The 13,516-nt window shown below is 50.7% G+C and carries 12 protein-coding genes; 7 read left to right on the top strand and 5 right to left on the bottom strand.

All coding sequences use genetic code 11. From position 1 onward, the window contains the following. Positions 1-100: 100 nt before the first annotated feature. From tig to HMPREF9473_RS21805, 3 genes are read left to right on the top strand one after another with little or no spacing between them, the layout of a single operon-like run. A complete protein-coding gene (gene tig / locus HMPREF9473_RS21815) occupies positions 101-1,111 on the top strand; it encodes a trigger factor (protein WP_034859951.1) in 1,011 nt (336 codons plus the stop codon). Between the two features lie 32 nt (positions 1,112-1,143). Then, on the top strand, positions 1,144-1,731 hold the full coding sequence (locus HMPREF9473_RS21810) for a xanthine phosphoribosyltransferase (RefSeq protein ID WP_006782387.1): 588 nt from the start codon (positions 1,144-1,146) through the stop codon (positions 1,729-1,731). Beyond that, positions 1,728-2,519 (top strand): HAD-IIB family hydrolase, encoded by a 792-nt coding sequence (locus HMPREF9473_RS21805; RefSeq protein ID WP_006782386.1) that lies wholly within the window; start codon positions 1,728-1,730, stop codon positions 2,517-2,519. Before HMPREF9473_RS21810 ends, HMPREF9473_RS21805 begins: the two co-directional genes overlap by 4 nt. A gap of 109 nt (positions 2,520-2,628) precedes the next feature. Here HMPREF9473_RS21805 and HMPREF9473_RS21800 read toward each other — a convergent pair whose 3' ends face one another. Next, a complete protein-coding gene (locus HMPREF9473_RS21800; RefSeq protein ID WP_006782385.1) occupies positions 2,629-3,030 on the bottom strand; it encodes a desulfoferrodoxin family protein in 402 nt (133 codons plus the stop codon). Between the two features lie 91 nt (positions 3,031-3,121). Next, entirely contained in the window at positions 3,122-4,156 is a 1,035-nt protein-coding gene (locus HMPREF9473_RS26565) for a MerR family transcriptional regulator (protein WP_006782384.1), read from the bottom strand. Between the two features lie 191 nt (positions 4,157-4,347). Here HMPREF9473_RS26565 and HMPREF9473_RS21790 point away from each other — a divergent pair, with 191 nt between their 5' ends. Further along, complete coding sequence (locus HMPREF9473_RS21790) at positions 4,348-6,177, top strand: FAD-dependent oxidoreductase (RefSeq protein WP_006782383.1); 1,830 nt, start codon at positions 4,348-4,350, stop codon at positions 6,175-6,177. A 92-nt stretch (positions 6,178-6,269) separates the two neighbouring features. On the opposite strand, the gene HMPREF9473_RS21785 is transcribed toward HMPREF9473_RS21790, so the two are convergent. The 3 genes from HMPREF9473_RS21785 to HMPREF9473_RS21775 are packed head-to-tail and all read right to left on the bottom strand — an operon-like array spanning position 6,270 to position 10,065. Then, complete coding sequence (locus tag HMPREF9473_RS21785; RefSeq protein WP_006782382.1) at positions 6,270-7,781, bottom strand: xylulokinase; 1,512 nt, start codon at positions 7,779-7,781, stop codon at positions 6,270-6,272. Between the two features lie 5 nt (positions 7,782-7,786). Further along, positions 7,787-9,247, bottom strand: a complete 1,461-nt coding sequence (locus tag HMPREF9473_RS21780) for an ATP-binding cassette domain-containing protein (RefSeq protein ID WP_006782381.1) — start codon at positions 9,245-9,247, stop codon at positions 7,787-7,789. Positions 9,248-9,264: 17 nt separating this feature from the next. Further along, the gene (locus HMPREF9473_RS21775) at positions 9,265-10,065 is read right to left on the bottom strand and encodes a DeoR/GlpR family DNA-binding transcription regulator (protein ID WP_006782380.1); all 801 of its coding nucleotides are present in this window, start codon (positions 10,063-10,065) and stop codon (positions 9,265-9,267) included. Between the two features lie 325 nt (positions 10,066-10,390). On the opposite strand from HMPREF9473_RS21775, the gene HMPREF9473_RS21770 reads away from it, so the two are divergent. Genes HMPREF9473_RS21770 through HMPREF9473_RS21760 form a run of 3 tightly spaced genes read left to right on the top strand, consistent with a single transcriptional unit; the run spans position 10,391 to position 13,515 of the window. Further along, complete coding sequence (locus HMPREF9473_RS21770) at positions 10,391-11,434, top strand: substrate-binding domain-containing protein (RefSeq protein WP_006782379.1); 1,044 nt, start codon at positions 10,391-10,393, stop codon at positions 11,432-11,434. 16 nt (positions 11,435-11,450) lie between these two features. Then, complete coding sequence (locus HMPREF9473_RS21765) at positions 11,451-12,431, top strand: sugar phosphate isomerase/epimerase family protein (RefSeq protein WP_006782378.1); 981 nt, start codon at positions 11,451-11,453, stop codon at positions 12,429-12,431. Positions 12,432-12,447: 16 nt separating this feature from the next. Next, a complete protein-coding gene (locus HMPREF9473_RS21760) occupies positions 12,448-13,515 on the top strand; it encodes a zinc-dependent alcohol dehydrogenase (RefSeq protein ID WP_006782377.1) in 1,068 nt (355 codons plus the stop codon). The last annotated feature ends 1 nt before the right edge of the window (position 13,516 follow it).

Raw genomic sequence — 13,516 nt, 5'->3', positions numbered from 1 at the left:
ATTCTCAGGAAAGACTTTTTTTGAAGAGGTAATATGGTATAACATAGGTTAACTGCCGTTTGAGGCGGGTAATCATTATGGAAAGAAAAGGGAAGTAAGAATGAAAAAAATTACAGCAGTATGCATGTGCGGATTGATGGCGGCAGCTCTCATGACCGGATGCGGCAAAAAGGCAGCAGTTGACAGTGTGAAGCTTGGTGAGTATAAAGGAGTGAGTTATACCCCTGTTCCGGTAGAGGTGACGGATGAGCAGGTGGAAGCGGAGATTCAGGGGCTGCTCGATGAGCACGCGGTGGAGACGGAAGTAGACCGCGCGGCAAAAGAGGGCGACATCGTGAACATCGACTTTGTTGGTATGAAGGATGGCGTGGCTTTTGAGGGTGGAACAAGCAGTGACTATGATTTGAAGCTGGGTTCCGGTTCCTTTATTGATGGATTTGAGGATGGACTGATTGATGCTGTGAAGGGGCAGGAGTTAAGCTTAAACCTGACGTTCCCGGATCCGTATCCGAACAATGAGGAGCTGGCAGGACAGGACGTTGTATTTGACGTGACAGTCAATGCGGTGAAGGAGTCGAAACCAGCAGAACTGAATGACGCATTTATTAAAGAGAACACGGAATCCGCTACGGTTGATGAGTACCGGAAAGTTACCAGGGAGAATCTCCTTGCTGCAGCTCAGGCTGATGCTGACGACCGGAAGAAGTCCGAGGTATTCCAGAAGGTGATGGATTCCTCAGAGGTTACCGTTGCGGACGCTACGGTTGATGCTTACTACAATGAGCAGCTCTCCAACTACGAGAGCCAGGCATCCCAGGCAGGGATTGATTTGGAGACTATGGTGAGCTATTACGGCTCCGATTTGGATACGTTCAAGTCCCAGCTGAGAGCCATGTCTGAGGAAGCCAGCAAGCAGAACCTGGTGGTCAAGGCCATTGCGGATGCGGAAGGGATTGCCATTGCGGAGGAGGACAAGGACGCTTTGGCGACCGAGTTCGGTTATGCGGACAAGGACAACATGGTTGAGATGGTTGGCGACACCATTGTGAACAATTACATCCTGACTGAAAAAGTGGTATCATTTATCGCAGATAATGCAGTAGAAGCATAAAATCAATTCAAAAGATACAGGGGGATTCTTTGATGCAGTTATTGAAAGACAGGATACGGAAAGATGGCAAGATTAAGGGCGGCAATGTGCTGAAAGTGGACAGTTTCCTAAACCATCAGATGGATATCAAGCTGTTTGGAGAGATTGGAAAGGAATTCAAGCGCCGGTTTGCCGACGTGGAAGTGAACAAGATTCTGACGATTGAGGCTTCCGGAATTGGGATTGCCTGCGTGGTGGCTCAGTACTTTGATGTGCCGGTAGTCTTTGCCAAGAAGAACAAGACCAAGAATATCGCCGGGGATGTGTACACCAGCCAGGTGGAATCCTTTACCCACGGCCGGGTGTATGACATCATGGTGTCCAAGGAGTTCCTGGGCGAAGGCGACAAGGTTCTGCTGATTGACGATTTCCTGGCCAACGGGAAAGCGCTAGAAGGTCTGGCGGCTCTGGTGAAGGATTCCGGTGCGGAGCTGGTAGGCGCCGGCATCGTCATTGAGAAGGGCTTCCAGGTAGGCGGTGACAATATCCGCAGACAGGGAATCCGTCTGGAATCTCTTGCAATTGTGGAGAGTATGGATGAGGAGACAGGAACGATTGTGTTCCGCGGAGACGAGCAGTGAGCAGGAAAGCATTATTTTTTGACGTAGCTGGAACACTGATTAATCAGTTAAACGGAGGTGTGCCGGAGAGCGCGGCGGCGGCCATTGCGGCGGCCCGCAGAAACGGTCACCTGGTATTTATCAACTCCGGGAGGACGTACGGCTACATCGGGCCTGTGAAGGGCATGGTGGAGGCCGACGGCTACCTGTGCGGTTGCGGCACTTATGTGGTGGCGGAAGGCGAGGTATTGTACTCTCACCGGATTCCCCACGAGAGAGGCGTCCAGATTAAGAAGGATATCCTGCGCTATGGATGTGACGGGGTACTGGAGAGTCTGGAGTCCTGCTATTTCCGCAAGGAGAAGTCCTGGATACCGGTGGTGGAGGAGATTCGTGAGGCCGTCAAGCATTCGGGCCAGGAATCGCCTTATAGCTGGGAGGAGGACTGTTATGAATATGACAAGTTCTGTGTGCTGACCGATGAGAACAGCGACTGGGAAGGGCTGTTAAAAACGCTGGAGCCGGATATAAAGGCTATCGACAGAGGCAAGGGCTTTTATGAGTGCGTGCCGGCCGGACATTCCAAGGCGACGGCCATTGAGATTGTGCTGAAGCATTATGGGATTCCACTGGAGGATGCCTATGTGTTTGGCGACAGTACCAATGATTTGCCGATGTTTGAGTATGCAAAGAACTGCATCCTGATGGCGGACCATGATAAGGAGCTGGAGCCTTACGCTACGTTTGTGACAAAGTCGGTGGAAGAGGACGGAATCGCTTATGCGATGAAGGAACTGGGACTGATTTAGGACTGACTGGGAATAAGAAGTGATACTAGGATAATGAGATAAGAAAAAGAGTGGAGATATCCCGCACGCTGGTGAGAACCAGACGACGGATGTCTCCACTCTTTTGGTTTTATGCCTCTGTCTTCCAGAAGCCGTGAAGATTGCAGTAGGCGTAGGCGGCCGCCGGGGCGTCGCCCTTCTCCACGGTGAAATGTGCCACCGGCTCGCAGTCCGGGCTTAAGTAGACACGCATGACTTCTCCGGCCTGGGTTAAGAGGCAGACGAAGGAGATGCTGTGCTCCTCGGACATGGGATGGGAGTTGCTGCCCACCTTGACGGTGACGTGGGAGCCGTTTGTCTCGATGATGGGGAGATGTTTCTCCGCCGCTCCGTCGGAGGTGTTGGGCACCAGCACCTCAAATGGCTCCAGGCTGTCAGGAATGGCGGCGTTGGCTGCGCCAATGATGGCTTCCAGCACGATGATGTGGTTCTTGTCTGTCAAAAATGTTGGTTCTTTATATGCTTTCTCCATAAGAGAGTCCTCCATGTGAAATGTTTTGGGGCTTCTCTGTTAGGATTTCTAAATCTTGTGAAAATTATGCATTGGACGCTGGCCAAAGACATCAAGTTTCCTCTAAAAGTTTTCGCACCCGCGCCTGTGGCAGGATGGAAAATGCACCTTGGGCGTAGGTGTACATGGCCGCGAGGACACAGCCATCGTTTTCGCTCAAATCAAACATGCCGTCCAGTCCGTCCTCCAAATCCCGGAGGAGACGGATTTCTGTCTTTTTAAAATCCTGCATCAGCAGATGGCAGCACTGACGGTTATTTTGGACGTAAGGTGTGTAGTTTGGGTTGTACTCGCTGATGAAGCCGGAAGCATTTTCGCAAAATTTCATCAGAGGCAGCAGGATGGGATGGTAGACCTGCTTCCAGCGGGCCATCAGCTCCTGGCTGCGGCTCAAGGCGCGCAGTGATTCCAGGCATTTTTGGTGGTAGGCTTCCATGCCGGCGGGCGTCAATTCGGCGGCCTTCATGGTTATGAAATAGCGCCGGATGGATTCCTCGTTAATCGCTTCCCGGTCCAGGGCCATCAAGTAGCGGTACGTCTGGCGCAGGGGGCCGTCTATCTCACTGCGGGCCATGTCCACCAGACGTTTCCACAGGTAGGAGCGGTATTCGGTGGCGGAGACATTTAAGAAGGAGCCCCAGATGAGGATGGACAGCATGACCGCATTTTCATCGTGGAAATACAGGTCATAAATCCGCTCAATCCTGTCCTCAAAATTCAGCCGCCCGGACAGGGAGTTGGTGCGCAGAAAATCCACGTCGGTTTTGGGGGGAAGCGTGTCTAAGAGATAAATCAGCTTCTGGACCTTCTGCATCAGGTCGTGAAGTTCCGGGCGCAGATTCTCCAATAGATTGTGAAGAAAATAACAGCTCATCTGCGGGTTATTCAGCATGCTTTTTACCTCCGTCACCGGCATGCCAAGCTGGCGGAGAAGGGCGATATTCTGCAAGGTCTGGATGTCCTGGGCGCTGAACTCGTAATAGCCGTTGTCCGCGTTGGTTTCCGGCTGTAACAGCTCTTCCTTGATGTAAAAATGGATGGCTTTTTTGGTCAGTCCTGTGGTTTTTGCTACTTCATTTATTTTCATGGTTATCTCCTGTAAAGTGTGACCCTGGGGGATGGTTTTTCCGGGGCGCTTTGTGCATTATGTTAGAATTATGATATATTTTTGTCATTTTTACAAGGGGAAAACTTATGAAAATGGTGAGATTGACAATCCTTTAACAGGAGGTGGTAAGATAAAGGTATCATAAACCAGCAATCAGGAGGAGAGAAAGCATGAGAATGAAGAAAATTGCGGCAATTGCGCTGGGGGCATCCATGGCGGTGTCACTGACGGCCTGTCAGACGAAGACGGCGGCGCCGGAGACAACCAAAGCGCCGGAGGCCACGGAAGGGACTACGGTGAAGGAGACAGCGGCTTCCGGTACCGGGATGTCCTACACACCGGGGACGTACACCGGCGAGGGGACCGGTATGAAGGGGGCGGTGAAGGTGGATGTGACCTTCAGTGATTCCGCCATCACGGATATTGTGGTGAAGGAGCATTCGGAGACCTATGGCATCGGCTATGGCCTTTCCACCACACCGGTTGAGGTATTGCCGGGTGAGATTGTGGCGGCGCAGTCTCTGGGCGTGGATTTGATTTCCGGAGCTACTATCACCTGCTCGGCCATCAAGGGAGCGGTGAAGGACGCGGTAAGCCAGGCGGGCGGAGATGTGGATGTCCTGAAGGAAGTGCCGGTGGTAAAACCGGAGGCGGAGGACGAGACGCTGGAAGCGGACGTGGTGATTGCCGGAGCCGGTGTTGCGGGGCTGGCGGCCGGTATTGAGGCGGCCAACCATGGCGCGAAGGTGGTAATCGTGGAGAAGCAGGGAATTCCAGGTGGCGCTACCACACGAAGCGGCGGCAAGCTGCTGGCGGCCGGAACCAAATGGCAGGAGGAGCAGAACATCGAGGACAATGCGGATATGATGTTTGATTATCTGAAGGGCATTGGCGGAGATGAGATTGACGATGAGAAGTTAAAGCTGTTCAGCGACACGGCCTATGACAATATGTTGTGGCTGGAGGAGATGGGCATGAAGGTTCAGGATGTGGAGCCGATTCATTCGTCCTTAAAACCATGGCGTGTGCACAACACCGAGGGCGGCGGCGGAATGACCGACGGCCACGGCGGACAGATTATCGTTCCTATGGTGGAGACGTTTGAGAAAGCCGGCGGAACCATTGTTTACAATACGACGGCGGATAAGCTGCTGGAGGCAGAGGACGGAAGCATTGTGGGACTTTCCGGGACCAGAGAGGACGGAACTACGGTTACAGTCAACGCGAAGGGAACCATTATTGCAACCGGCGGCTATGCGCAGAATAAAGAGATGATGGCCCGTTATCCTTTTGCGGAGGGATATTCCACCCAGGTGCCGAAGGGAAATGTGGGCGACGGCCTGGTGATGGCCAAAGCGGTTGGAGCCGACGTGTATGACGCGCCAGGCGTGCAGGTGGTATTCTGCAGCTTTACCTCCGGCGTAGGCATCAACGAGGAGGCCGGACTGATTGTCAACAGCGACGGAAAGCGCGTGGTCAATGAGGACACCTACCAGTACCACGTGGCGGTTGCATTGCAGAAGAACAACGGAAACCGCGGCTACTACATCGCCGATGCAAACGACCCGAATCCTACGGTGCAGTACGCGCTGACGCTGGAGGATACGCCGAAGGCGGACAGCATTGAGGAACTGGCGGAATTAATCGGTGTGGATAAAACCGCGCTGTCTGAGACAGTAACCCGTTACAATGAGTTGTGTGCCGCAGGCGAGGACAAGGATTTTGGCAAACCGGCGGACAAGATGATTGCAGTGGAGGGGCCACAGTACGCGGCCATTGAGCTGAAACCGGCAGCCACCGTAACCTACGGCGGCCTGGTGACAGACACCACCTCCCACGTCCTCGACCCCGAAGGCAAGACCATCCCAGGTCTGTTCGCCGCAGGCGAAGTGGCCTTCACCGGATTATTCGGCGACGAGTACCCATGCTGCGGCATGGCCATCGGCGGCGGCGTATACTTCGGCCGGGAAGCTGGGCGTGAGGCGGCGGAGATGAAGTAAGGCGGTATCCGGATCGTTATCAATATCAGGATACAAAAAAGAATGGGCACCTTTTCTGAAGGATGGCCCATTCTTTTTTGCGTATCTTTCTTTTATTTAGGCATTATATTAGCCAGCTCGGCAAGATTTTGGTTCCATTGGCGGTAGACCACCAGAAGTTTTTCGTAAAGAGCGTTGCGCTCCGGGTCCGGCATGGAGATGGATTCCACTTTATGGATGAGAGGAATCTGCCCGTATCCGCTCCACAAACCGCAGGCATTGGCGGCCAGAGCCGCCGCGCCGAGAGAAGCGGCATCCTGGTCTACATTAGTTTTTAAAATTGGCAGATTGTAGATATCTGCAAAGATTTGTCTCCAGACAGCACTCTTGCTGCCGCCGCCGCAGATTAGCATCTCTCTGTTGATAGTTGTCTGCGAGAGAAGAATATCCAGGGTACAGCGGAGGGCCATAGCGATTCCTTCCATGGAAGCCCGGACTAAATCTTCTCTGGTGGTGCCGAGAGAAAGTCCCATAAATCCACCCTTTAAATCAGGGGAGGGTTCCTGTGCGCTGCCACCTGCCAGTGTGGGGTTAAAGAGTACCCCGTGGCTGCCGGCTGGCACACCCTCAGCCATCCGGTTCATGGCGTCATAGGTGTCTGTGTCGTCATCAAAATCCCGGCACAGATTATCCCGCACCCAGCGGAAAGAATTGCCTGCGGAGAAGATAGAGACCGCAGAGGTGTAATAACCTTTTTGAGCATGAGCAAATACAAAAGGACGGGTGGCGGTATCAATAATCGGTTTGGAGGAGGTAACGGCAATCCAGCTGGAAGAACCGAGGGAAGTGTAGGCGACGCCCTCATCCATTCCTCTCGCGCCAAGGGCCATGCAGGTGTTGTCCACGGCCCCACAGGCGACGGGAGTTCCTTCGGCCAGCCCGGTGAGACGGGCAGCTTTCGCGGTTACTGTTCCGATGATGGAGTCGCTGGGACGAATCTCAGGAAAGATGTCCGGCCTGATACCGGCAGCTTCCATGAAAGCTGGTTCATAATCCCAGTGGTTCAAGTGAAATACACCAAAACCGGAGGCGTAGGACGGGTCCGTACAAAGAACGCCGGTCAGCATATAATTGATAAAGTCTTTGGAGCCAAGGATTTTATAGGTATCAGCGTACAAATCGGGCTGATGGTTTTTCATCCACATCAGTTTTGTGATGGTATAACATTCGGCAGGGTCTCCGTTGCCGGTGGTGCAATACCACTGGTTATAATCCAGCCTCGTAAATAACTCCCGGGCTTCCTGCGTGGCGCGCATATCGCACCAGATGGGCACCTGCTCCGCTAACAGCTTCCCGTCTCTGGAGATGGGGACGGCTACCAGACTGTGGCCGGATAAAGCCACACCGGCTATCTCGCTGGCAGTGGAATTAGATGATGCCAGCAGTTGTCTGGTGGCAGTGCATACGTGGTTCCACCAGTCCATGGGGCGCTGTTCGACAAAATGCTCTGCACCAAACAGTGTATCATACTGGATAAAAACGTCGGCCAGAGAAGTTCCTTTCTCGGAAAACAGGGAAGCCTTGATTCCTCCGGTTCCCAAATCATAAGCAATCAGTTTTTTCATAATCATCAATCTCCCTTCAATACGGAATACAAAAATTCACTGGTAATCTGCCTGGCCGGGTACAATCCAACCTGCTCTCCGGCCCGAAGCAGCAGAATACGGTCGCACATTCCAATCAACTCTGAGAAGTCGCAGGATATCAGGATGATGGAAGCTCCCTGTTGGAGCAGGGCATTGTATATATTGTAAAGCTCACTTCTGGACTGAATATCCAGATTGCTGGATGGTTCGTCAAAAATATAGAGCTTGGCATTCTGATAGAGAGAACGGGCAATCAGCACTTTTTGCTGTTCTCCATGGCTTAAATGTGCTGCCGGTGTGTGGCAGTCCGCTTTTTTGATGCCCAGGCGGTGCATGTAATCACGGGCGTAGATATCCAGCTTCTGATGGGAAACTATCTGGAAACGGGATGCTTTTTGAACATTGGAGGAAGTAATATTGAAAGAAATATCCTTGTCCGAAAAAAGCAGGCCGTCCTTGTCGTCATTTGGGAGAATGCTGATGGCACCCGGCCGTTCCAGGGATGGGGCATAGTGCAGGCGTCCGGAAGAGATATTCCGTTCCCGGCAGATGGCGTTGATGAGGGTTGTTCGCCCGGAACCAACGACCCCTGCGATTCCCAAAAGCTCTCCTTCCTGAAGAGAGAAGGAGATATCATGAAGAATTCCACAGCAGATATGTTCTGCTGTCAATAGCGGCCGGCCCAGTGTATGAGGAAGGCGTGGGTAGGAAAAATCCTTTTTTAAATCCAGCACCCGTTTTAAAAAATTTTCATCCCCAAGCTCTTTCCGTGAATGGGAGCTGGTGACAAGTCCATCTTCTATCACGGTTATGGAGTCGCAATGACGGATAACGCTGGAATACTTGTGGGAGATGAGGATAATGCAGATGTTCTTCTGTTTCAGCTCATCCAAAAGCCCCAGAATCCTCCGGGTCTCCAGGTCCGTGAGAGATGCCGAAAATTCGTCCATAATTAATATTTTCGGATTGCACAGCAGAATCCGCCCAATCTGCAGCAGACATTTTTCTCCGGCGGCCAGATGGTCAGTAGAGTCATTAAGTTCCAGCTCAAGGCCCAGGGTATCCAGAATTGAGCGGCATACGGCTTCTTTGGCAGCTTTTGACGGATTGAAAAATCGGTTGTGAAAAATCAACTGCTCAATTCCGAGCAGCAAATTATCCATGACATTTTTGCCAGGGAAAAGCTGGAGAGATTCCTGAAGCAGGAATATCCCATTGCGATGGGCAGAGGCTATACTGTGGATATCCAGTTCGCTATCATTGAGATAAATGTGGCCGGAACGCTTGGGAATGATGCCGGCCAGAACTTTGGCAAGGGTAGTTTTCCCTTCTCCGTTATTCCCGATAATGGCGGTAATTTCCCCTGAAGCGGCCTGAAACTGAATCGGGCTCTCCGGAAATGAATCTGTACAGATATCTGCCATGCGAATTACAAAGTCTTCCATAAACAATCCTCATGAAGTCACAGCTTCAACGGAGCTAAGTCAAAAGAGGTGTAAGTCCGGATGCCGTGCTCGGTATAGTATTTGTGATATTCTGCCGGAACACTGCTGTTGGTTACTACGGTGGGAACATAGTCCAGGTCTCCCAGCCGCGAAAATGAGCGCTGGTCATATTTCTTGCTGTCAACGCAGATGATAGGCTCCTGACATCGGGATGAGACTGTACGTATAATGTCCAGAACGTTGATATCTGACAGGCAATAACCGCCCTCGAGGCTGGCAGCGTCCACGGAAAAGAAAAATTTACTCAAAAAGATATGTTCTAAATCCTTATTCAAGTCCTCCGGCACGGTATACATTCCGGAGTGCTGCATCTGTCCTCCCAGAAAAATCAACTGGACGGACGGACTGTTGGCAAATACACCGGCAACCGAAAAGTTGTTTGTCATAATATTCAAATTCTGCCGTTTGCTCAGCGCTTTGGCAATATAATAGCAGGTGGTGCCAGGTCCCAGGAAAATCCACTCCCGTTCCCGCACCAGATTGGCGGCGACGTATCCCAGCTCTTCCTTTTCTTTGTCATAAGATATATTGAAAAAGTCTACCTGTCCGTTGGAATCCGGCTGTTCAGGAAAGGCCGAGGCGTTCAGTGTGGCTCCGCCGTGGTACCTGGTTAAAAACCCGCTTTGTTCCAACTGTTCCAAATCATTCCGGATGGTAACTTCTGTTACATTCAGAAGAGAACTGAGAGTGGCGACATCTATTTGTTTTCGCTCAAAAATAATTTCTTTAATTCGATGGATTCGTTCCGCTTTAAACATTCGGTTTCCCCTCCTCCAAGCGTTGATTTCTAGTACTAGGATAACACAAAAATACCAAAACATCAATAAAAAAGAAAAAGAAAAACGAAATTAAAAGAAAAAATAAAAAATAAAACAAAAAATAACAAAAGAAAATAGTTGAAATTCGAAAAGGCATGTGATATAATGACGGAAAAGAGAGGTGGAAGCATCTCATTTTTGACTGTTTGGCCAAAACAGACGCAAGATTGTTATTAAAATAACGAAGATGATATTGAGGAGCTGCAAACGAAAATAAAAGATAAAATCTGAAGTTTATCAAAATGTATTGGAAAGAGAGGGTAATATGAAGAGAACATTAGCGGTATTAATGGCGGTGGCAGTGGCTGCGGCAGCAACGGGATGCGCGGGAAAAGGCCAGCAGGTGTCGGGGGAAGGAAACAAGACGACAGCAGAAGCAGATGCGAAAAGTGGTAGTGCGGAGAGTGGTAAAAAATATAAAATCGGTTTTGCCAATGCATCTATCTCCAACAGCTGGCGCGTTAAGATGCGGGATATGCTGGTGGCGGAATGCGAGAATCTGGGCGTGGAACTTGTGGAGACAGATGCTCATGATGACGCAAACACCCAGAACAGCAACATTGAAGCCATGCTTCAGCAGGGACTGGACGCGATTCTGATTACTCCCTGTGTTGAGGATGCGGTGAATCCGGGAATTGAGGCAGCATACGAGAGTGGAATTCCGGTCATCATCTTTGACCGCACCTGTACTACGGAAGATTACACACATTTTGTTGGATATTCTGATAAACAAAACGGTGCGGAGTGTGCGAGAATGCTGGTGGAAGCGCTGACGGAACGCTACGGTGAGCCAAAGGGTAATATCATCGCACTGGATACAATAGCCGGTTCCAGTACCGATAATTTCCAGAAAGAGGGCCAGGATTCCGTATTTTCCCAGTATCCTGATATCAAGATTATTGCAAGACAGTATACTGATTTTGAGGTCAGCAAGGGCAAGAGCTTCATGGAGGATTGTTTAGCTAAGTTTGGCAGTGGTGAGATTGATGGTTTTATCTCCCAGGATGGCGGTGTGACGCTGGGGGCTGTGGACGCCATCAATGAAGCTGGGCGTGACAAGGATAATATTATTTTTACCAATGCAGACGGAATCAATGGTGTTGTGAAACTGATTCAAGACGGAAGCTGTGTAGGAGTAACACAGTTCCCATGTGCGGCCAGTGTGGATGCTCTTCATATGGCGATAGCCTGTATCGAGGGAACCGACCCGGAAGAGAAGGATATTATGATGGATTCCATTGTTGTCACCAAGGATAATGTGGATGAATATCTGATACCGGACGGTGATGACTATGACTGGACTTATTAAATAGGAGGACATTTCAATGAAAATCGGATTTTGTGTAGTAAATTATTCGGAAAAACCGTTAGAGGAGGTTGTTAAACTTGCGGCGGACAACGGTTATGACTGCGTGGAACTGCCGGCATATGTGGGCAATGGGCAGGTAGATGTGGAAGACATTTTGAAAAATCATAAGGCGGGAGAAGTGAAAAAAATGGTGGAGAGCTATGGCATGACCATAGCCTCCCTGAGCAACCATGCGGATTCCCCGTTGATTATGGGGCCATACAGTGATGGAACCGTATCCAGCTGCAAGGGAACCAGGGAAGAGAAGATTCAGTTTGGAACTGAGAGCATGATACGTTCCGCACAGCTTGCCGCGGAGCTGGGAGTGCCGGCCGTGGTAGCATTCTCCGGTATGGAAAACTATGGGCATATCAATGACTGGCCGGAGCCAAACGGCTGGAAATATGAGGAAGAGCAGTTTGCCGAGAAGTGGGGACGAGTGTTTGATAAATATAAAGAGTACGGTGTGAAAGTGGCGTTTGAACCCCATCCGAACAATGTGGTGTATGATACGCAGTCAGCACTCCGGCTTTTGGAGGTGGTGGACCATCACCCCAGCTTTGCCATCAATTTGGACCCTGCCAATATTCTGTTCTCCGGTGTGAATATCCAGACATTTGTGGATGAACTGAGGGGGAGAATTGTGCTGGTACATGCCAAGGACTGTGAGATAGTTTACCACAATCTGGCAAAGGGCGGCCTTAATATGTACATGCAGGATGGCTGGGGACGTCTCGACCGCTCCTTCCGTTTCCGAATTCCGGGCTGGGGAGATGTGGATTGGAAGCGTCTTATCAGCGAGTTATTTATCACCGGATACGACGGAGTATTTAACTATGAGCATGAGGATGTGATTATGAGCCGGGCGGATGGCGTGAAAAAGACTATTGAATTCCTGCGCCCGCTGATGATAGAGGCGCCATATGAGGGACGTAATGACGCCCTGTTTACGAAATAGAGAGAGGGGAAAAATAATGCGGAAAATGAGAGCACAGGTGTTAACAAAACCTTACCACTATGAATTTTCAGAGGTACCGGTACCGGAAATCTCTGACGATGAAGTTTTAATCAAAATCAAATACTGCGGAATCTGCGGTTCCGACTGGGGTTCCTATACAGGAAAATATGCGGATGAGGTGGCATGTCTGCCGCTTATCACCGGGCACGAGTTCTATGGAACCATCGAGGAACTGGGGGCGAATGCCCAGGGCCTGAAAGCGGGAGACCGGGTAACCTGTGATATCTGCAAGCCTTGTGGAACCTGCTATCACTGCCGGATTGGAGAGCCTCTTCTCTGTACGGATTTCAAACAGATTGGAATCCATGTAGATGGCGGTTTTGCAGAGTATGTGAAGGTTCCGTGGAAGAATGTCTACAAAGTTCCGGATGAAGTGTCTGATGAGAAAGCTGCCTTTGTTGAACCGCTGACAGCCTGCCTGAACGCATCAAGAAAGATGGACTGTGTGATGGGACGGAGCGTGGTGGTCATCGGCGCCGGACTGGGTATTATACATGCCTGTATGGCAAAGCTGCGGGGGGCAGCGCCAGTGATTGTCATTGACGGCAATCCTGACCGTCTGGAGATGGCAAAAGAGATGGTAGCCGATTATGTGATTAATTTTAAGGAGACTCCGGATGTGGTTGGCGAGGTTATGAAGCTGACCAATGGCGTAGGCGCCGATTTTGTGCTGGAAGCCGTAGGGAATTCCAAGACCTATGAGCAGGCTTTCCAGATGGTAAGGCGGGGAGGAAAGGTGGAAGCTTTCGGTATCTGTGCGGATGATGATTACGCCAAACTGCCACCGGTCCAGTTTGTACTGGAGGAGAAGAAGGTCAGCGGAAGCTGTGCCGGCATCGGATATGATTGGGGCGATGCATTGACCCTTCTCAAATATAATCGTATTGACCCGACTCCGTTAATCTCCATGATTGTTCCACTGGAGGAACTGGAGGACGCAGTCAATGAAATCCGCAAAAATCCAAAGCTGGTGAAGGTCTTAGTAAGTCCGGAGGCTAAAGAACGGGTTATCCTGTATCAATAAA

The sequence above is a fragment of the Hungatella hathewayi WAL-18680 genome (genome assembly GCF_000235505.1).
Taxonomy (GTDB): Bacteria; Bacillota; Clostridia; order Lachnospirales; family Lachnospiraceae; genus Hungatella_A; species Hungatella_A hathewayi_A.
Note: the sequence above shows the minus strand (reverse complement) of the source record. Positions and strands in the feature narration are given on the sequence as shown.